Here is an 18,627-nt window from a genome sequence, read left to right as displayed (position 1 = left end):
GGGACTTTCTTTTCACTTTATTTCCCTCTTCTATGCTATACTTAGTTTAGTACATTCTTTGAGATTGGAGCCAGTATGAAAATCCATAAAACCGTGAATCCCGTTGCCTATGAAAACACTTATTATCTGGAAGGAGACCAACACCTGATTGTGGTTGACCCAGGTAGCCATTGGGAAGCTATTCGCATGACTATCGAAAAAATCAACAAACCAGTCTGCGCGATTCTCCTGACCCACACCCACTACGACCATATTATGAGTCTGGACTTGGTTCGTGAGACTTTTGGAAATCCCCCAGTTTATGTAGCAGAGAGTGAAGCTAGCTGGCTTTATACACCTATAGATAATCTCTCTGGTCTCCCTCGTCATGATGATATGGCAGATGTGGTCGCAAAACCAGCAGAACACACCTATGTCTTTCATGAGGAATACCAGCTTGAGGAATTTCGTTTTACCGTTCTACCGACCCCAGGGCACTCTATCGGCGGTGTTTCCCTGGTCTTTCCTGATGCTCATCTAGTCTTGACGGGAGATGCTCTATTCCGAGAAACCATCGGACGGACAGACCTTCCTACAGGTAGCACGGAACAACTCCTCCATAGCATTCAGACGCAACTCTTTACTCTTCCTAACTACGATGTCTACCCTGGGCATGGTCCAGCTACGACGATCGCTCACGAAAAGACCTTTAATCCCTTTTTCTAGCAAGCAAAAAACCAAGGATAACATCCCTGGTTTTTATCTTACCAAATAATCACACGGTCTTCTGGTGCACGCCACATTCCGTCGCCTTCTTTGACATCATAGGTTGTAAAGAAGGCATCAAAGTTTGGCACTTGGACATTAACACGAAGTTTAGCCGGTGCGTGTACGTCAACACTGGCCATAAGTTTCATTAACTCAGGACGGCCTTTCATGCGCCAGATACGAGCAAAGTTGTGGAAGAATTCTTCAGCTGAGAAGTCTGGTTCTCTCTTAGCAGCTTCAAGGGCTGCAGCAATTCCGCCCAAGTCGGCAACGTTTTCGGATACGGTTAGTTTCCCGTTAATCGTTGCGCCGTAAGATTCTTGGCCATCAAACTGGTCGATAACTTTCTGCGTTTTTTCTTTAAAGGCATCATAGTCACTCTCTGTCCACCAATCCTTGAGACTACCATTTTCATCAAAGGACGCACCATTTGTGTCAAAGGCGTGAGAAATCTCGTGAGCAATAACAGCACCAATACCACCGTAGTTGGCTGAGGACGACTGATGCAAGTCATAGAAAGGAGCCTGTAAAATGGCCGCTGGGAAGACAATCAAGTTCTTCTGAGGATTGTAGTAGGCATTAACCATGTGAGCAGGCATACCCCACTCCTTGTAGTCAACCGGCTGGTTCCACTTGCTCCAGCTATGCTTGATTTCCACACGCGCAAAGGCTAGGGCATTCTCAAAGAGGCTGGCAGTTTCATCCACTACTTTGTCCTTGTAGCGGGCTGGTAGCTCTTCTGGATAACCAATATAAGGCTTAATGACATTGAGTTTGACAATGGCCTTGTCTCGCGTTTCAGGTGTGAGCCAGTCGTTCTTAGCCAAGCGTTCCTTATAAACGTCAATCATAGTCGCTACTTTTTTCTCTACGTCAGCCTTAGCTTCTGGGGAGAATTTTTCATGCGCATACCAGAGACCAAGAGCTTGCTTGAAAGGTCCTTGGGCCAAGTGATAAGCTGCCTTGACCTTATCCTGAGCTTCTGGAACACCTGAAAGGGCACGACCATAAGCACCTGACAGGACACGAATCTCATCTGTGAGATAGCTTGTTGAGAGATTGACCACACCCAAAATCAAGGTTGCTTTGAGTAGAGGCCACGCTTCTTCACTATAGAATTGATCTGCTGCTTGCCAGAAACGTTCTTCATCTACGATAACTTTATCTGGAGTTTGGCCAAGAACTACTTGGAAGAAATCATCCAAAGGTAGGGCAGGAGCAAATTTCTTGAAATCTTCATAAGCGTATGGATGGTAGAGTTTGGCATACTCTGAACTTTCTTCGTTAGAAAGCACTACAGCCGCAATACGACGGTCCAATTCCAATCTTTTCTCTAGTAAGTCTGCGATTTCCTCATCTGAAAAATCATAGGCTTTGAGAAGATTCGTAGTACTTTCCTTCCAAAGAGTCAAGAGCTCCTCACGCTGAGGATGGTCTTCAGCGTAGTAAGTCGTATCTGGCAAAATCGTCCCTGGTGCACTGGCCCAGAGAACATTGGTTCTGGCATCCATAAAGTCTGGTGATACACCAAATGGAAGGAAGTTTGGCTTCCCTGCTAGTTCAAACTCTGCCAGTTTGCTGGTGAAATCTGCAAAACTCTCCAAATCTTGGTATTCCTTGAGCATTGGCAAAACAGGCTTGATCCCATCTGCTTCTCTCTTGTCAAAATCACGTACCATACGATGGTACTTAACAAAGTTTGCGAGGATGGCATCCTCTGGAACATCCTCACCTGCCAACCACTTGTCCGTAGTCGCCAGCATCAACTCTTCAATTTCCTCGTCAAGGTCAATAAAACCACCTGTTCGAGATTTGTCAGCTGGAATGACAGCTGTTTTTTCCCATTCGCCATTGATTGCATCATAAAAATCGTCTTGATAACGTGTCATCTTGTTCTCGCTTTCATTTTTTCACTTATTCTTAGCTTAGCAAAAAACACTTGGGAATGCAATTAAAAATGGTTTCTCTTTTTTCTTCATTTTTCAGTTATTATTTTAAATTTTTCAAAAATTAACTTGACTTAATTTTTTTTTTAAGGTATATTAAAAGGCAGGAGGAATACAACAGTATGATACGTATCGAAAACCTCAGTGTCTCCTACAAAGAAACGTTGGCACTAAAGGATATTTCACTAGTGCTCCAAGGACCAACTATTACCGGAATTATTGGTCCAAATGGTGCTGGAAAATCAACTTTATTAAAAGGTATGTTGGGAATTATCCCACATGAAGGTCAGGCCTTTCTCGACGACAAAGAAGTCAAGAAATCTTTAAATCGAGTTGCCTATGTCGAGCAAAAAATCCATATCGACTACAATTTCCCTATCAAGGTCAAGGAATGTGTCTCACTGGGACTCTATCCATCTATCCCGCTCTTTCACACTTTAAAGGCCAGCCACTGGAAAAAAGTGGCAGATGCACTTGAAATCGTTGGACTTTCAGACTATGCTGATCGCCAAATCAGCCAGCTCTCAGGAGGACAATTCCAACGTGTGTTGATTGCCCGCTGCTTAGTGCAGGAAGCTGACTACATCTTTCTAGATGAGCCATTTGTCGGGATTGATTCGGTTAGTGAAGAGATTATCATGAATACGCTGAGAGACCTTAAAAAAGCTGGTAAAACAGTTCTCATCGTCCATCATGACCTCAGTAAAGTCCCCCATTATTTCGACCAAGTTTTGCTTCTCAATCGAGAATTAATAGACCTTGGTCCGACCGAAGAAACCTTTACCGAGGCCAATCTCAAAAAGGCCTACGGTAGCAAACTCTTTTTCAATGGAGGTGACCTATGATAGCAGAATTTATCGATGGATTGCAACATTTCCATTTCCTACAAAACGCCTTGATCACAGCTATTGTCATCGGAGTCGTTGCTGGAGCTGTGGGATGTTTTATCATCCTGCGTGGAATGTCTCTCATGGGGGATGCCATCTCTCACGCAGTTTTGCCCGGCGTAGCCCTTTCCTTTATCCTGGGAATTGATTTCTTTATTGGAGCGATCATCTTTGGTTTGATGGCTTCCATCATCATTACCTACATCAAGGGAAACTCTATCATCAAGAGTGACACCGCCATTGGTATTACCTTTTCATCTTTCTTAGCCTTAGGTGTCATCTTGATTAGTGTTGCCAAGAGTTCGACAGACCTCTTCCATATCCTTTTTGGGAATATCCTCGCTGTCCAAGATACAGACATGTGGATTACCATTGGTATGGGGGCATTGATTCTCTTGATTATCGGGATTTTCTTTAAACAACTATTGATTACATCCTTTGACGAGCTTCTGGCTAAAGCCATGGGAATGCCCGTTAATTTCTACCACTATCTGCTCATGGTGCTCTTGACCCTTGTGTCAGTCACTGCCATGCAAAGTGTTGGAACCATTCTTATCGTGGCTATGCTGATCACCCCAGCTGCGACGGCTTACCTTTATGCCAATAGCCTAAAGAGCATGATTTTTCTTTCATCAACCCTAGGAGCAACCGCTTCTGTTTTGGGACTCTTTGTCGGCTATAGCTTCAATCTCGCAGCAGGATCCAGCATCGTGCTCACATCCGCCAGCTTCTTTTTAATCAGTTTCTTTATCGCACCAAAGCAACGATACTTGAAACTAAAAAATAAAAAAATCAATAAATAAGGGGAAACCCTTCTGGAGGAATCTAATGAAAAAATTAGGTACATTGCTTGTTCTTTTTCTTGCTATCATTGGATTAGCTGCCTGTGCTAGCGGAAAAAAAGACACAGCATCTACAAACCAAAAACTAAAAGTTGTTGCTACAAACTCAATCATCGCTGATATTACCAAAAATATCGCTGGCGATAAGATCGATCTTCACAGTATCGTTCCTGTTGGTCAAGACCCACACGAGTACGAACCACTTCCTGAAGACGTAAAGAAAACTTCTGAGGCTGACCTCATTTTCTATAACGGTATCAACCTTGAAACAGGTGGCAATGCTTGGTTTACCAAATTGGTCGAAAATGCCAAGAAAACTGAAAACAAAGACTACTTTGCAGTCAGCGAAGGCGTTGATGTTATCTACCTTGAAGGCCAAAACGAGAAAGGCAAAGAAGACCCACACGCTTGGCTCAACCTTGAAAATGGGATGATTTATGCTAAAAATATCGCTAAACAGCTCATTGCCAAAGATCCTAGCAACAAGGAATTCTACGAAAAAAATCTCAAAGAATATACTGAAAAGCTAGACAAACTGGACAAGGAAGCCAAAGAGAAATTTAACAATATCCCTGCTGAGAAGAAACTCATCGTAACCAGCGAAGGATGTTTCAAATACTTCTCTAAAGCTTACGGAGTCCCAAGTGCCTACATCTGGGAAATCAACACAGAAGAAGAAGGAACACCTGAACAAATCAAGACCTTGGTTGAAAAACTTCGCCAAACAAAAGTTCCATCACTCTTTGTTGAATCAAGTGTCGATGACCGTCCAATGAAGACTGTTTCACAAGACACAAATATCCCAATTTACGCGCAAATCTTTACTGACTCAATTGCTGAAGAAGGTAAAGAAGGTGACAGCTACTACAACATGATGAAATACAACCTTGACAAGATTGCTGAAGGTTTGTCTAAGTAATCCATTAAAAAACGTCGTTCTCACATGAACGGTCGTTTTTTTCTCTTTTAATTTCCAGTCAAATCATTGGAAAAATCTGACAATTCTCGGTAAAATAAAAGAAAAAAGAATGGAGTAGTTTCATGACCACTTTTCTCGGAAATCCTGTAACTTTTACAGGTAAACAACTGCAAGTCGGAGACAAGGCACTTGACTTTTCTCTTACGACAACCGATCTCTCTAAAAAAACGCTAGCTGACTTTGATGGAAAGAAAAAAGTCTTGAGTGTTGTCCCTTCTATCGATACTGGTATCTGCTCAACGCAAACACGTCGATTCAACCAAGAACTAGCTAACCTCGACAATACCGTCGTTCTTACTGTTTCTATGGACCTACCATTTGCCCAAGGACGCTGGTGTGGGGCTGAAGGTCTTGACAATGCCATCATGCTCTCAGACTACTTCGACCATTCTTTCGGGCACGATTATGCCCTTTTGATCAACGAATGGCATCTCCTTGCACGTGCCGTCTTTGTTCTCGATACTGACAATGTCATCCGTTATGTAGAATACGTTGACAATATCAACACGGAGCCAGACTTTGAAGCTGCTATTGCTGCAGTTAAAGAACTAGACTAAAATCACAAGCATTATGACAGAAAGCTAGAGAAATCTAGCTTTTTTTGGTATACTAGATGGAGAGAATGAACAAGAGGAAACGAATGACTCCAAATAAAGAAGATTATTTAAAATGTATTTATGAAATCGGTACGGAGATGCAAAAAATCACCAACAAAGAGATTGCTGCCCGTATGCAGGTCTCTCCGCCTGCTGTAACAGAGATGATCAAACGCATGAAAAGTGAAAATCTCATCCTCAAGGATAAGGAGAATGGCTATCTATTGACAGATATTGGCCTCAAACTGGTTTCTGAGCTCTATCGCAAACACCGGTTGATTGAGGTCTTTCTAGTTCACCATCTCGACTATACCAGTGACCAGATCCACGAAGAAGCTGAGGTCCTAGAGCACACTGTCTCTGACCTATTTGTAAAGAGACTGGATAAACTACTGGGCTTCCCTAAAACCTGTCCCCACGGTGGAACCATACCAGCCGAGGGAGAACTCTTGGTTGAAATCAATAACCTGCCACTAGCGGCCGTCCAGGAAGCTGGAACCTATCTCCTGACTCGCGTTCATGATAGCTTTGAACTACTCAAATATCTAGAAAAGCACGCAATTCATATCGGTGACCAACTCCAAGTCAAGCAGTTTGATGGCTTTTCCAATAGCTTTACTCTGGTCAACAAAGACGAAGACCTCCAAGTTAGTATGGATATCGCCAAACAACTCTATGTCGAAAAAATCAACTAAGCCCTTATCCTTGAAAGAAGTTCATTTCAGGGATTTTTTGTCATTTTAGTTGTAAGTCCCATTCATTTGGTGTAGAATGAAGCTAGATAAAAGAGGGAGGTCATCTTATGAAAAAACTCTTTAGAATCCATTTTGCAGCCATTGTAGTCAGCGATTTGCTACTGTTGGTAACTTTCAGACCCCGATACGAACTTTCTTTGGAGAGAGGTCTGATTTTTTGCTTCATTTTCATCCTCGCTCAGGGACTACTGCTGTCTCGCTTGGTCTTCCGACTCAAAAAACATTTCTCTGAGATTTATCCTCAGATGAACAAAAAAATTCGACTTTATTACTTAGCGATTCTCTCTGTTGACCTTCTATTATTTCTCTTTTTAGCCATCACTGGCCCTCAATATTTCTACTCTCTTACTCCAGTCTTTACTTCATGTCATTCTACTTTATATTATATAACGGCTAGCCACCTAAGAGAAAACTATCCAGACTTTTACAACAAACATACCTCTTTATGGGAGTGTCTATAAACAAAAACCAAGCCAGCTGGCTTGGTTTTCTTATCTATTTTTAGTATCAAGAATGATGGTAACTGGCCCATCATTTACCAACTCCACCTGCATATCCGCTCCAAAGATGCCTGTCTGAACAGGCACTTCCTGAGCTAGCTTTTGGTTGAAAGCCTCATAGAAGGCAGCTGCCATATCCGGCTTGGCTGCACCTGTAAAAGCGGGACGATTACCCTTCTTGGTATCCGCAAAAAGAGTAAACTGAGAAATAGAGAGAATTTCCCCTTCAATATCCTTGACAGACAGGTTCATCTTGCCTTCTGCGTCTGAAAAAATCCGCATATTGACAAGCTTTCTCACAGCATAGTCCAGATCTTCCTCTTGGTCCTCTGGGCCAACACCGGCTAGCAATAAGAGTCCCTGATTAATTTTTCCATGAACCTGACCTTCGATACTCACTTGGGCTTTCTTAACTCGTTGGATAATGATTTTCATAATAGCCTTTCTAGTAAGAGCTAGGACAATTAGCCGTTGGTCCGTTTGACGGAGTAAACCTCTGGCACACTCTTAATCTTGTCCACGACTGTGGTCAGTGTAGAGAGGTTGGAAATACCAAATGAGACATGGATATTAGCAAATTTCATATCCTTAGTTGGTTGAGCATTAACAGTTGAGATATTCTTAGTTGTGTTGGAGAGAACTTGCAGAACATCATTTAAGAGCCCTGTACGGTTGAGACCATAGATATCGATGTGGGCAGTGTATTCCTTGCTTGAGAATTGATCTTCCCACTCCACATCAAGAAGACGTTGCTCGTAGTTTTCTTGGGCACGGAGATTCATACAGTCCACACGGTGAATAGCTACACCTCGTCCCTTAGTAATGTAGCCGACAATGTCGTCACCCGGCACTGGATTGCAACACTTGGCAATCCGAACTAGGAGACCTGAAGCACCTTCAATGACCACACCACCCTCATGCTTGACCTTGAGGGTTTCTTTGTTCTCGACCTTAACTTCGCCACCTTTGACAAGCTCCTCTGCCTCCGCCTTGGCCTTGGCACGCTCTTCCTCACGGCGTTCCTTTTCGGTCAAGCGGTTGAAGACGGTAATAGCGCCAATTTCTCCAAAACCAATGGCTGCATAGAGGGCTTCCTCTGTCTTGTAGCTGGTCTTTTGAAGAACCTCGTCCATGTGACGCTTGTCCATAAACTTATTGGCTACATAGCCGTTTTCTTGGAACTGGGCCATCAACATTTCACGGCCCTTGTTAACGGATAATTCCTTGTCTTGATTTTTAAAGAACTGACGAATCTTGTTGCGCGCCTTGCTGGTCTTGACCATGTTGAGCCAGTCACGACTCGGACCAAAGGAGTTGGGATTGGTGATAATTTCAACCTGATCCCCTGTCTTGAGCTTGGTTGTCAGCGGAACCATACGGCCATTGACCTTGGCACCAGTCGCTTTTTCACCGACTTTGGTATGGATTTCATAGGCAAAGTCAATCGGTCCTGAATCTTTTGGTAGGGAGCGAACCGCACCATCAGGAGTAAAGACGTAAATCTCCTCCGCCAGATAGTTTTCCTTAACAGAGTCCACAAATTCCTTGGCATCATCAGCCTGGTCTTGGAGCTCCATCATCTCCTTGATCCAGTTCATCCCGATAGCTGATTCCTTGCTGTTGACCTGCCCTTTAATGCCTTTCTTATAAGCCCAGTGAGCCGCAACCCCATACTCAGCCACTTCGTGCATTTCCTTGGTCCGAATCTGGAATTCAATCGGCCCTTTTGGCCCATAAACAGTTGTATGGATAGACTGGTAACCATTGGCCTTACGATTAGCGATATAGTCTTTGAAGCGGCCTGGCATAGGTTTCCAAAGTTCATGTACATAACCCAGCATAGCATAGACATCACTCTGGGTATCTAAGATACAGCGAATGGCAATCAGATCATAAATTTCCTCAAAGCGTTTCTTCTTATCCTGCATCTTGCGGTAGATCGAATAGATATGCTTAGGACGACCATAGATTTTCCCTTTGAGATTGCGTTCGGTAGCATAGTCCTCCAACTTGGTTACGACTTCGTCGACCAGAGCCTCACGTTCTCTGCGTTTTTCCTTCATCATGTGGGTGATCTTGTAAAACTCAGTTGGATTGAGGTAACGGAAAGATAGATCTTCCAACTCCCACTTGACACTGGAAATCCCTAGACGATGAGCAAGTGGTGCGTAAATTTCCATGGTTTCTCTGGAAATCCGTTCTTGCTTGTCCTTTCGCAGGTGTTTGAGAGTCCGCATATTGTGCAAACGGTCCGATAATTTAACCAAGATAACACGGATATCCTCAGACATGGCCATAAGCATTTTGCGGTGATTTTCAGCCAATTGTTCCTCAAGTGATTTGTACTCAACCTTACCAAGCTTGGTCACCCCATCAACGATAATTCGAACATCATGACCGAACTCTCTCTCCAGATCATCCAGTGTCGCATCTGTATCCTCAACCACGTCATGCAAAAAACCACAGGCAACGGTTACGGCATCCAGTTTGAGCTTAGCCAAAATTCCTGCTACCTGAATGGGATGGATAATATAGGGCTCACCTGATTTCCGAAACTGCCCACTATGACAATCAACTGCGTAAATCAATGCTTTTTGTACAAAAGCAACGTCTTCCTTTATTAAATATTCTTTCGTTAAAGCGACTACCTGATCGCCCGTCAAATTCACTTCTTTCGGCATCTATACTCTCCAATTCTTCCTACCATTTTATCACTTTTTTAAGGATATGAAAACTAGAAAAGCCTGTTTTTATGCCAATACCAATCATTAAAAAAACACTGCCAGATTTCTCTAGCAGTGTTTTGACATTTCATTTGCTTAGTAGACTGTTTTTTCAGTTTCTACATCGAAGAAGTGTGCTTTGTTCAAGTCAAATCCAAGTTCAACTGTTGCACCTGTTTGCAAGTAGTCACGAGCATCCACTTTGGCAACAAATTCGTCTTTACCAACTTGGCAGTAAAGGTGAGATTCTGAACCAAGCAATTCTGATACAGAGATAGTTGCTTTGACAACTGATTCTGGGAATGTTTCAAGGAAAGCAGGTTCTGCATTCACATCTTCTGGACGAATACCGAAGATCAATTCTTTTCCTTCGTAGCCTTTGTCACGAAGAACTTTCAAAGCTCCTTCTGGAACTTTCAAACGGAAACCGTCAGAAACAATTTCGCTACCAACCAATTTCACGTTGATGAAGTTCATAGCTGGGCTTCCAATGAATCCTGCAACGAACTTGTTAACTGGATTTTTGTAAACTTCTTGAGGGGTACCGATTTGTTCAACACGTCCGATAGTACCTGTACCAGCAGGGTTCTTAGTAGCTGACATGATAACGATACGGTCGGCAAGTGTCATCGCTTCTGTTTGGTCGTGGGTTACGTAAATAGTTGTAGCACCGATACGACGGTGAATTTTCGCAATTTCAGCACGCATAGATACACGGAGTTTGGCATCCAAGTTTGACAAAGGCTCGTCCATCAAGAACACTTTTGCATCACGGACGATCGCACGACCCATGGCAACACGTTGACGTTGACCACCAGAAAGGTCAGCAGGTTTACGATCCAAGAATTCTTTCAAACCAAGGATTGCTGCCGCTTCTTGCACACGCTTGTCGATGTCTTCTTTGCTGTATTTACGCAATTTCAAACCGAAAGCCATGTTGTCATACACAGTCATGTGTGGATAAAGAGCGTAGTTTTGGAATACCATGGCGATGTCACGGTCTTTTGGAGCCACGTCGTTGACAACCACGCCATCGATAGATGCAGTACCTTCTGTGATGTCTTCAAGACCAGCGATCATACGAAGAGTTGTAGACTTACCACATCCTGAAGGACCTACGAAAACGATAAATTCCTTGTCTTTGATGTCCAAGTTGAAGTCTTCAACTGAGTAGTGTTCGCTGTTTGGATATTTTTTGTAAATGTTTTTAAGATTTAATTCTACCATGGAAGGTGAACTCCTTTTGTCTTTTGATAGTTTTATTATAAATGAAAACGCTTTACATTTCTATGGCAAGGTGACCAAAAAAATCAAAAAGTTCTGTGCAACTTGCACAAAACTTTAGAGAATATCTGGTAAAATCAACTGATAACACAAGGTGAGATCCGTCAACTCCTTCAACTGAAGTCCTGTTAATTCTTCCCATTTATCAATCTTGTATTGGAGAGAATTGCGATGTAGATAGAGTTGCTGGGCTGTTTTAGTCAGAACAGCACTGTTTTCCCAGAGAGATAGGATAATTTCCTGAATCTGATCCTGATCCAAGATCATCTGGTGCAGGCATTCTTTAATGACTCTCAGGTCCACTAGTCTTTCTCCCATACTCCATAGATAGAGTTGTGAAAAGGTGTGTACACCTTGGTGACCCTGACGCCACCAAGCCTTAAACAAGTCCCGCTCCGCTTGGATTAAAGCTGACAGAGCCTGATAGCCAGCCTGTGACCAGACCTGCCCCAACATGATAGACAGACGAAGACCGAAGTCATACTCAACCGCTTCAATCGTATCGGATAAGATTGAGCGAACAGAACTGTATTTATCTTGCTGGAGAACAAAAACATAGTCCTGAACTCCGACCTGCAACACTGTCTGGCAGTTAGGAAAGAGGGTCTGCATCATATCCAGCCAAGAGGCTAGATTTTCCTGTTGATAATAGGATAGATGGCAATAAACCAGTTGTATCTTCTTAAAAGTTTGAGGCGCCTGCCCCTTACCCTCTATCAGATAGGAATACCAAGGATTGAGCGAAGTTGCATGTTCCTCTTGGGTCAAAAGGGAAACCAGCTGCTTTTCACGCTCGCTGAGCCCAGCTTCCTCCAGTAAAATCCACTGCTGAGAATCTAAAGGGAGAGTGAGATAGCCTGGTTTCTCAATCGGCTGATCTGAAATCTGAGCCTCAGGAAACCAGTCTAGTAATTCTTTTGCAAGCATCTCTAGTCCTCCACTTTTTGGATGCACCAAGAAATTATGGTCTCTAGACGCTCCACATTTTCTGTCAAATGAAGATAGCCCATGACTGCTTCAAAGCCAGTAGACATCCGATAGGTCACGACATCTGCATTTTTAGCCTTTGTGTGACTATTGGTATTGCGGCCACGTTTGTAGATTTCTTCTTCTTTTTCCGTCAGGACTTGCTCCTCCAACATGAGGGAAATCAGGCGAGCCTGAGCCTTGGCTGAGACATACTTGGTCGCCTCTTGGTGAAGTTTATTGGGCTTGGTCATGCCTTTGAGGATGAGATGGCGGCGGATATACATGGAATAAACAGCATCTCCCTCAAAAGCCAACGCAATCCCGTTAATGAGATTGACATCAATCACGTGTCCACCTCACTCCATCCTTGGTATCAAGTAGCTTAATCCCTTGAGCAGCTAGTTGGTCACGGATTTGGTCTGCTGTCGCAAAGTCACGATTAGCACGCGCTTCTTGACGTTTTTGAATCAGGGCCTCGATTTCTTCATCTAAAACTTCCTCGACAAAAACAATACCAAAGACCTCCAACATATCCGCTAGAGCTTCCTTAACACTTGCATCATAGTTGCCAGAGTTGATCCATTTGGCCATTTCAAAGACAACTGTGATACCGTTAGCAGAGTTGAAATCCTCATCCATGGCTGCTACAAACTTATCTTTAAAGGCTTGTAACTCTTTGACATCCACTTTTCCTGTAAATGGTTGCTCATAAGTGTTCTTCAAATACTTGAGATTGGTCTCAGCGTCTCGCACTGCTTTTTCGGTAAAGTTGATTGGTTTACGGTAATGCTGAGTCGCAAAGAAGAAACGAAGTACTTGCCCATCAATGGTCTTAAGAGCATCATGCACGGTAATAAAGTTGCCCAAGGACTTAGACATCTTGACATTGTCGATATTGACAAAGCCATTATGCATCCAGTAGTTAGCAAAAGTCTTGCCTGTTTTTGCTTCTGACTGGGCAATTTCGTTGGTATGGTGAGGAAACTCCAAATCAGCTCCACCACCGTGGATATCAATGGTATCTCCCAAAATCTCTGTCGACATGACCGAACACTCGATATGCCAACCCGGACGACCAGGTCCCCAAGGACTGTCCCAAGAAATCTCGCCTGGTTTTGCAGCTTTCCAAAGGGCAAAGTCTACAGGATTTTCCTTACGAGCTGTTTCTTCATCGGTACGACCTGAAGCACCCAGCTCCAAATCTTCCAAGGTTTTATTGGCCAACTTAGCATAGTTATGTGATTTTTCTACACGGAAGTAAACATCCCCTTGACTCTCGTAAGCATAACCTTTTTCAATCAAGTCTTCCACAAAGCGGATAATGTCCGCCATAAACTCCACTACACGCGGATGGCGAGTCGCAGGTTTCACGCCTAAGGCCGTCACATCCTCACGAAAGGCAGCGATGTACTTGTCCGCAACCTCCAGAGGCGTGATACCTTCTTCCTTGGCACGGTTGATAATCTTATCGTCTACATCTGTAAAGTTGGAAATATAGGCAACTTCGTAGCCACGGTATTCAAAATAACGACGAATGGTATCAAAAGCCACCGTTGAACGGGCATTCCCAACGTGGATATAGTTGTAAACAGTTGGCCCACAAACATACATGCGAACCTTTCCTTCTTCGATGGGGACAAATTCTCGCAGATCACGAGACATGGTATCATAAATTTTAATCATGCGGTCCACTCCCTTCTCTATTTCTGACTTTTTCGACTGAAAACCAGCTCTGCAAAAGGGCCAAATTGTCTGAGGCTATCCAGTTGGTAAAAGCGCTGCCCTTCCTCTTGGGTAAAGAGGGGAACCCCCTTTCCTAGGATAAGGGGCGCTATCTGAATAATGAGGTGGTCGAAAAGATCCGCATCCAAGAGCGGTCCTACCAAGGAATTACCACCAATCACAAAGACATTTTTGCCTTTGTCAATCTGGCAAACAAAGTCCACCACATCCCCAGCTACTGGCTGGTAATTGCTGACAGGCAGGTGCCTATCATGCGTAAAGACATAGTTTTCCGTAGCTTGATAAAAACTTTCTACATCTTGCAAATCTTGGATTTCCTCAAAGGTCCGCTTGCCCATGATGGTGATATCCATTTGCCTGTAAAAGTCATCATAGCCTGTATCCTCTACAGAACCAAGCTGATGCAGCCAGTCTATCCTGTGCTGACTGTCTGCCAAGTAGCCATCCATGGTGATACAGCCGTAAAAATATACTGCCATTCTTGTAGTTACCTTTCTAGTTCTACACTTTTGCTTTCAAATAAATCACCTGTGTCTGTTTGACAAAGCCAATTTTTTCATACAAACGTTTGGCACCTACATTACTATCTTCCACGGCAATCTGAAATTCCTTATCATTTTGCTCAATTAGTTGGTTGACAAGGGATTTTGCTAAATAGCTTCCATAGCCTTTGCCACGTTCAAGTTCTGATATTGCTAAACCGTAGAAGTAATTCGTATTAGTCGATAAATCTACCGTGCAAGTCCCAATAACCTGACCGTCTTTTAATAAAATATATAGGCGACTTTCTGAATCCTTCAGAGCTTCAGCGACATATCTATCCACAACTTCTCTCGATTCATGTTCCTCTGAAAATGCCTGAAATTTTAACTGGCTAATTTGCTCCTGATACGAACTATCTGCTAACAAAACTTCAAGATTAGAAACAGTTACTAACTGATAAGGTCTTCTATTCTTACCTAACCAAGTTTCTGTCTCTTTATCCTCGATTAGTCCCCAGTTACTGGCAAATTCAGGATGATTCTCTAAAAAAATACGTTCTGTCTGAAAAGTAACTGAACGAATAGGGAAAGAAGCCGTTTCTTTCTCAAAACTCGTAAACAAAGCACGCGCAATTCCCTGACGGCGATGATTTGGATGAACCAGTATCGTCACTTCCACATCTTGGTCATCAGCATAGACAGTTAATAGACCAACAAGTTCGCCTTTTTCATAATAAAGGAAAAAGGCGGGCATGTTTGGGTCAAAATTAAGCATGTTAGAAAGATAGGGATCACGATAAGTTCCATCATAGGCTTGGCTACAGTTAATTAGTTTTTTCGCCTCAGATAACTCCTCTTGGCTTAACTTGTTTCTTGCTTGAATCATATAGCTATCCTCTACAAACCAGACGATCTGTGACTGGCTTCTCTAGCCTGCTCTAGTTTATTGACGTAATACTCACGTTTTTCTTCAACTTCGTGGATCGTTGGTTCATCCTTCTGTCCATGAACTCGGACGATCTTAGCTGGGATTCCGACAACCGTCACATCACTAGGTACATCTGCCACAACAACTGCTGCTGCACCGACTTTGGCATTTTCACCGATTTCTACCGGTCCAATGACTTGGGCATGAGCTGATATGAGAGCTCCTTTTCGCACAGTCGGATGGCGTTTGCCAACATCCTTACCAGTCCCGCCAAGAGTCACTCCGTGGTAGAGAAGAACGCCTTTTTCAACAATCGCCGTCTCTCCAATCACCAGGCCTGAACCATGGTCGATAAAAACACCTGAGTCAATCTGGGCACCCGGATGGATCTCAATCTGAGTCCAAAAGCGCCAAAACTGACTGTGCATACGAGCCAAGAGTTTAAAGCCATGCTTCCAGAGAAAATGCGAGAGACGGTGGGCAGCCAAGGCCTTGACACCTGGATAGGTCAGTAAAACCTCCAAAGTGGTGCGCGCCGCTGGATCATTTTCTTTTACAATATCAATGGTTTCGCGCCACCATCCCATACATTTCTCCTTTCTTATTCTGAGTCTTTTGGTTTGTGTGCAAATTCTTTCTTCGGTTTGTGGTCCTTGTGATGACGTGGACGGTGAGGTCGCTCAGACTTTTCGCCTTTTTCATCATGCTCAGGTTTTGGCGGACGAGGAAGAAGAACTTTCATAGAGGCATCGATACGGCCTTTTTCATCAATCTTGATAACCTTAACATCGACTTCATCACCGATAGCTACCAAGTCCTCAACACGGTTGGTACGAGTCCAAGCCATTTCAGAAATGTGCACAAGTGCATCTGTCTTATCAAAGAGGTTGACAAAGGCACCAAATTTCTCGATACGAACAACCTTAGCATGGTAAACTTCATCCACTTTCGCTTCACGAACCAAGCCAGCGATGATTTCTTTGGTTCGGTTAATGGCATCTTGGTCGCTAGAGTAGATAGAAACATTACCTTCTTCGTCGATATCAATCTTAACGCCTGTTTCAGCGATAATTTTGTCGATGGTTTCTCCACCTTTACCGATGACAATCTTGATCTTATCAACATCAATCTTGATGGTATCAATTTTCGGTGCAGTTGGAGCCAATTCTGGACGAACTTCTGGAATGGTTGCTTCAATCACATCAAGGATTTCAAAACGCGCTTTCTTGGCTTGAGCAAGAGCTTCTGTCAAGATTTCTGCAGTAATCCCTTGGATCTTAATATCCATTTGAAGGGCTGTAATCCCCTCACGAGTACCTGCTACCTTAAAGTCCATGTCTCCAAAGTGGTCTTCCAAACCTTGGATATCTGTCAATACAGTGTAGTTATTTCCATCAGAGATGAGACCCATGGCAATACCAGCTACTGGCGCCTTGATTGGCACACCACCAGCCATAAGGGCAAGAGTGCCCGCACAGATAGAAGCTTGAGAAGAAGAACCATTTGATTCTAAGACTTCTGCTACCAAGCGGATCGCGTATGGGAATTCTTCCAAACTAGGCAAGACTTGAGCAAGAGCACGCTCACCAAGAGCACCGTGACCAATTTCACGACGACCAGGCGCACCGTAACGACCAGTTTCCCCTACAGAGTATTGAGGGAAGTTATAGTGGTGCATAAAGCGTTTCTTGTACTCTGGATCCAAACCATCGATGATTTGCGTTTCGCCCATCGGAGCCAAGGTCAAGACTGAAAGGGCTTGAGTTTGGCCACGAGTAAAGAGACCTGAACCGTGCACACGAGGAAGAAAGTCAACAACCGCATCCAAAGGACGGATTTCATCAACCTTACGACCGTCAGGACGCACCTTGTCTTCCGTAATCAAACGGCGCACTTCAGCGTGTTCCATTTGTTCCAAGATTTCAGCCACATCACGCATGATACGGTCAAATTCTTCATGGTCTGCATATTTTTCTTCGTAAACCGCTGTTACTTGGTCTTTAACTGCTTGAGTTGCAGCTTCACGAGCTAATTTTTCTTCTACTTGGACCGCTTTTTGGAGGTCGCTGTTGTAAGCTGCAATGATTTCAGCTTGCAAGTCAGCGTCTACATGAAGCAATTCCACTTCTGCTTTTTCTTTACCGACTGCCGCAACGATTTCTTCTTGGAAGGCAATCAATTCTTTGACTGCTTCGTGCCCTTTCAGAAGGGCTTCCAACATGATTTCTTCTGACAATTCTTTGGCACCAGACTCAACCATGTTGATAGCGTGTTTGGTCCCAGCTACTGTCAATTCAAGAAGCGATTGCTCTGCCTGTTCTTGAGTAGGGTTGATGATGATTTGGCCATCGACATAACCCACTTGTACCCCAGCGATTGGACCGTCAAACGGAATGTCTGAGATAGAAAGTGCCAAGGATGAACCAAACATAGCTGCCATTGGAGCAGAGGCATTTTCATCGTAAGAAAGAACCGTATTGATGACTTGCACTTCGTTACGGAAACCTTCCGCAAACATAGGACGGATTGGACGGTCAATCAAACGCGCTGTCAAAGTTGCATCTGTCGAAGGACGCCCTTCACGTTTCATAAAACCACCAGGAAACTTCCCAGCCGCATACATTTTTTCTTCGTAGTTGACTTGAAGTGGGAAGAAATCCCCAGTTGCCATTTTCTTAGACATAACGGCAGCAGTCAAGACAGTTGACTCACCGTAACGGACGACAACAGAGCCATTTGCTTGCTTAGCAACCTGACCAGTCTCTACGATTAACTCACGACCCGCAAAAGTCGTTTGAAACACTTGTTTTGTCATTTTAATCCCCTTTGGATTGATGAAATTATACGCCTTGCCTACAAAGATCAAGATACCAAGGACGTCAAAAGCAAAGTAAAAATAGGAAACTGGCGAAGTCTTCGATGAAGACAAGACAGATTATCTTTTTTACACAGCTTTTCGGCCGAGTTCAATTACTCATGATAGCATAAATTGACGCAGTGTGCGATGCACACCAGGAAATCTATCTTTTTCACTAGGGATTTAGCCCGTGTTCAACTATCTAGCTACAAATCATTAGAAAGGTTTGATGCTAAAGCATCTAATCCTTTCACGCTAATTGCTATTAGACGATTAGCTAAATGCTTTACTAACTCTCTCGTCAAATAACATCGATTTGACTCGTTCGTGTCGCTCAAACTAAATACTGAAAAGAACAAATTATGAAAAAATTTCTATCATAAAATTGA

The 18,627-nt window shown here is 43.4% G+C and carries 18 protein-coding genes; 7 read left to right on the top strand and 11 right to left on the bottom strand.

Going from position 1 to position 18,627, the window contains the following annotated elements; genetic code table 11:
• Positions 1-75: 75 nt before the first annotated feature.
• A complete protein-coding gene (locus BWR56_RS02250) occupies positions 76-705 on the top strand; it encodes an MBL fold metallo-hydrolase (RefSeq protein ID WP_076984381.1) in 630 nt (209 codons plus the stop codon).
• Between the two features lie 38 nt (positions 706-743).
• Here BWR56_RS02250 and BWR56_RS02245 read toward each other — a convergent pair whose 3' ends face one another.
• Complete coding sequence (locus tag BWR56_RS02245) at positions 744-2,636, bottom strand: M13 family metallopeptidase (protein WP_076984380.1); 1,893 nt, start codon at positions 2,634-2,636, stop codon at positions 744-746.
• Positions 2,637-2,815: 179 nt separating this feature from the next.
• Here BWR56_RS02245 and BWR56_RS02240 point away from each other — a divergent pair, with 179 nt between their 5' ends.
• From BWR56_RS02240 to BWR56_RS09960, 6 genes are all read left to right on the top strand, one after another.
• On the top strand, positions 2,816-3,538 hold the full coding sequence (locus BWR56_RS02240) for a metal ABC transporter ATP-binding protein (RefSeq protein ID WP_076984379.1): 723 nt from the start codon (positions 2,816-2,818) through the stop codon (positions 3,536-3,538).
• Positions 3,535-4,383 carry a metal ABC transporter permease gene (locus BWR56_RS02235; protein ID WP_076984378.1) on the top strand — a complete coding sequence of 283 codons (849 nt, stop codon included), beginning with the start codon at positions 3,535-3,537 and terminating at the stop codon, positions 4,381-4,383. The genes BWR56_RS02240 and BWR56_RS02235 overlap by 4 nt, the downstream gene beginning before the upstream one ends.
• A 25-nt stretch (positions 4,384-4,408) precedes the next feature.
• On the top strand, positions 4,409-5,341 hold the full coding sequence (locus BWR56_RS02230) for a metal ABC transporter substrate-binding protein (protein WP_076984377.1): 933 nt from the start codon (positions 4,409-4,411) through the stop codon (positions 5,339-5,341).
• A 122-nt stretch (positions 5,342-5,463) separates the two neighbouring features.
• Positions 5,464-5,958, top strand: coding sequence for a thiol peroxidase (tpx, locus tag BWR56_RS02225; RefSeq protein ID WP_076984376.1), 495 nt, complete (start codon positions 5,464-5,466; stop codon positions 5,956-5,958).
• Positions 5,959-6,041: 83 nt separating this feature from the next.
• Positions 6,042-6,692 carry a metal-dependent transcriptional regulator gene (locus tag BWR56_RS02220; RefSeq protein ID WP_049520901.1) on the top strand — a complete coding sequence of 217 codons (651 nt, stop codon included), beginning with the start codon at positions 6,042-6,044 and terminating at the stop codon, positions 6,690-6,692.
• A 107-nt stretch (positions 6,693-6,799) separates the two neighbouring features.
• On the top strand, positions 6,800-7,213 hold the full coding sequence (locus tag BWR56_RS09960) for a hypothetical protein (RefSeq protein ID WP_076984375.1): 414 nt from the start codon (positions 6,800-6,802) through the stop codon (positions 7,211-7,213).
• Positions 7,214-7,243: 30 nt separating this feature from the next.
• On the opposite strand, the gene dtd is transcribed toward BWR56_RS09960, so the two are convergent.
• The 10 genes from dtd to pnp all read right to left on the bottom strand — a co-directional run bounded on the left by dtd (position 7,244) and on the right by pnp (position 18,196).
• Positions 7,244-7,687 (bottom strand): D-aminoacyl-tRNA deacylase, encoded by a 444-nt coding sequence (gene dtd / locus BWR56_RS02210; RefSeq protein WP_061597931.1) that lies wholly within the window; start codon positions 7,685-7,687, stop codon positions 7,244-7,246.
• Between the two features lie 29 nt (positions 7,688-7,716).
• Entirely contained in the window at positions 7,717-9,933 is a 2,217-nt protein-coding gene (locus BWR56_RS02205; RefSeq protein ID WP_076984374.1) for a RelA/SpoT family protein, read from the bottom strand.
• Positions 9,934-10,071: 138 nt separating this feature from the next.
• On the bottom strand, positions 10,072-11,202 hold the full coding sequence (locus BWR56_RS02200) for an ABC transporter ATP-binding protein (protein ID WP_000229944.1): 1,131 nt from the start codon (positions 11,200-11,202) through the stop codon (positions 10,072-10,074).
• A gap of 114 nt (positions 11,203-11,316) precedes the next feature.
• Complete coding sequence (locus BWR56_RS02195; RefSeq protein ID WP_076984373.1) at positions 11,317-12,186, bottom strand: helix-turn-helix domain-containing protein; 870 nt, start codon at positions 12,184-12,186, stop codon at positions 11,317-11,319.
• A 2-nt stretch (positions 12,187-12,188) separates the two neighbouring features.
• Positions 12,189-12,575 carry a Mini-ribonuclease 3 gene (locus tag BWR56_RS02190; protein WP_076984372.1) on the bottom strand — a complete coding sequence of 129 codons (387 nt, stop codon included), beginning with the start codon at positions 12,573-12,575 and terminating at the stop codon, positions 12,189-12,191.
• The gene (gene cysS / locus BWR56_RS02185; RefSeq protein ID WP_076984371.1) at positions 12,568-13,911 is read right to left on the bottom strand and encodes a cysteine--tRNA ligase; all 1,344 of its coding nucleotides are present in this window, start codon (positions 13,909-13,911) and stop codon (positions 12,568-12,570) included. The genes BWR56_RS02190 and cysS overlap by 8 nt, the downstream gene beginning before the upstream one ends.
• Positions 13,912-13,928: 17 nt before the next feature.
• A complete protein-coding gene (locus tag BWR56_RS02180; protein WP_076984370.1) occupies positions 13,929-14,450 on the bottom strand; it encodes a dihydrofolate reductase family protein in 522 nt (173 codons plus the stop codon).
• Between the two features lie 22 nt (positions 14,451-14,472).
• Positions 14,473-15,339 carry a GNAT family N-acetyltransferase gene (locus BWR56_RS02175; RefSeq protein WP_076984369.1) on the bottom strand — a complete coding sequence of 289 codons (867 nt, stop codon included), beginning with the start codon at positions 15,337-15,339 and terminating at the stop codon, positions 14,473-14,475.
• A gap of 11 nt (positions 15,340-15,350) precedes the next feature.
• Complete coding sequence (gene cysE, locus BWR56_RS02170; RefSeq protein WP_049552181.1) at positions 15,351-15,968, bottom strand: serine O-acetyltransferase; 618 nt, start codon at positions 15,966-15,968, stop codon at positions 15,351-15,353.
• 14 nt (positions 15,969-15,982) lie between these two features.
• The gene (gene pnp / locus BWR56_RS02165) at positions 15,983-18,196 is read right to left on the bottom strand and encodes a polyribonucleotide nucleotidyltransferase (RefSeq protein ID WP_076984368.1); all 2,214 of its coding nucleotides are present in this window, start codon (positions 18,194-18,196) and stop codon (positions 15,983-15,985) included.
• Between the last annotated feature and the right edge of the window lie 431 nt (positions 18,197-18,627).

The organism is Streptococcus oralis (assembly GCF_001983955.1).
Lineage (GTDB): Bacteria > Bacillota > Bacilli > Lactobacillales > Streptococcaceae > Streptococcus > Streptococcus jiangnanensis.
Note: the sequence above shows the minus strand (reverse complement) of the source record. Positions and strands in the feature narration are given on the sequence as shown.

What these genes read in the sequence shown, in the direction of transcription:
- BWR56_RS02240 (WP_076984379.1), top strand. Translation starts at nt 2,816, where the DNA reads ATGATACGTATCGAAAACCTCAGTGTCTCCTACAAAGAAACGTTGGCA.
- BWR56_RS02205 (WP_076984374.1), bottom strand. Translation starts at nt 9,933, where the DNA reads ATGCCGAAAGAAGTGAATTTGACGGGCGATCAGGTAGTCGCTTTAACG.
- BWR56_RS02195 (WP_076984373.1), bottom strand. Translation starts at nt 12,186, where the DNA reads ATGCTTGCAAAAGAATTACTAGACTGGTTTCCTGAGGCTCAGATTTCA.
- BWR56_RS02180 (WP_076984370.1), bottom strand. Translation starts at nt 14,450, where the DNA reads ATGGCAGTATATTTTTACGGCTGTATCACCATGGATGGCTACTTGGCA.
- BWR56_RS02245 (WP_076984380.1), bottom strand. Translation starts at nt 2,636, where the DNA reads ATGACACGTTATCAAGACGATTTTTATGATGCAATCAATGGCGAATGG.
- BWR56_RS02200 (WP_000229944.1), bottom strand. Translation starts at nt 11,202, where the DNA reads ATGGTAGAATTAAATCTTAAAAACATTTACAAAAAATATCCAAACAGC.
- BWR56_RS02250 (WP_076984381.1), top strand. Translation starts at nt 76, where the DNA reads ATGAAAATCCATAAAACCGTGAATCCCGTTGCCTATGAAAACACTTAT.
- BWR56_RS02230 (WP_076984377.1), top strand. Translation starts at nt 4,409, where the DNA reads ATGAAAAAATTAGGTACATTGCTTGTTCTTTTTCTTGCTATCATTGGA.
- BWR56_RS02175 (WP_076984369.1), bottom strand. Translation starts at nt 15,339, where the DNA reads ATGATTCAAGCAAGAAACAAGTTAAGCCAAGAGGAGTTATCTGAGGCG.
- dtd (WP_061597931.1), bottom strand. Translation starts at nt 7,687, where the DNA reads ATGAAAATCATTATCCAACGAGTTAAGAAAGCCCAAGTGAGTATCGAA.
- BWR56_RS09960 (WP_076984375.1), top strand. Translation starts at nt 6,800, where the DNA reads ATGAAAAAACTCTTTAGAATCCATTTTGCAGCCATTGTAGTCAGCGAT.
- cysE (WP_049552181.1), bottom strand. Translation starts at nt 15,968, where the DNA reads ATGGGATGGTGGCGCGAAACCATTGATATTGTAAAAGAAAATGATCCA.
- cysS (WP_076984371.1), bottom strand. Translation starts at nt 13,911, where the DNA reads ATGATTAAAATTTATGATACCATGTCTCGTGATCTGCGAGAATTTGTC.
- tpx (WP_076984376.1), top strand. Translation starts at nt 5,464, where the DNA reads ATGACCACTTTTCTCGGAAATCCTGTAACTTTTACAGGTAAACAACTG.
- pnp (WP_076984368.1), bottom strand. Translation starts at nt 18,196, where the DNA reads ATGACAAAACAAGTGTTTCAAACGACTTTTGCGGGTCGTGAGTTAATC.
- BWR56_RS02235 (WP_076984378.1), top strand. Translation starts at nt 3,535, where the DNA reads ATGATAGCAGAATTTATCGATGGATTGCAACATTTCCATTTCCTACAA.
- BWR56_RS02220 (WP_049520901.1), top strand. Translation starts at nt 6,042, where the DNA reads ATGACTCCAAATAAAGAAGATTATTTAAAATGTATTTATGAAATCGGT.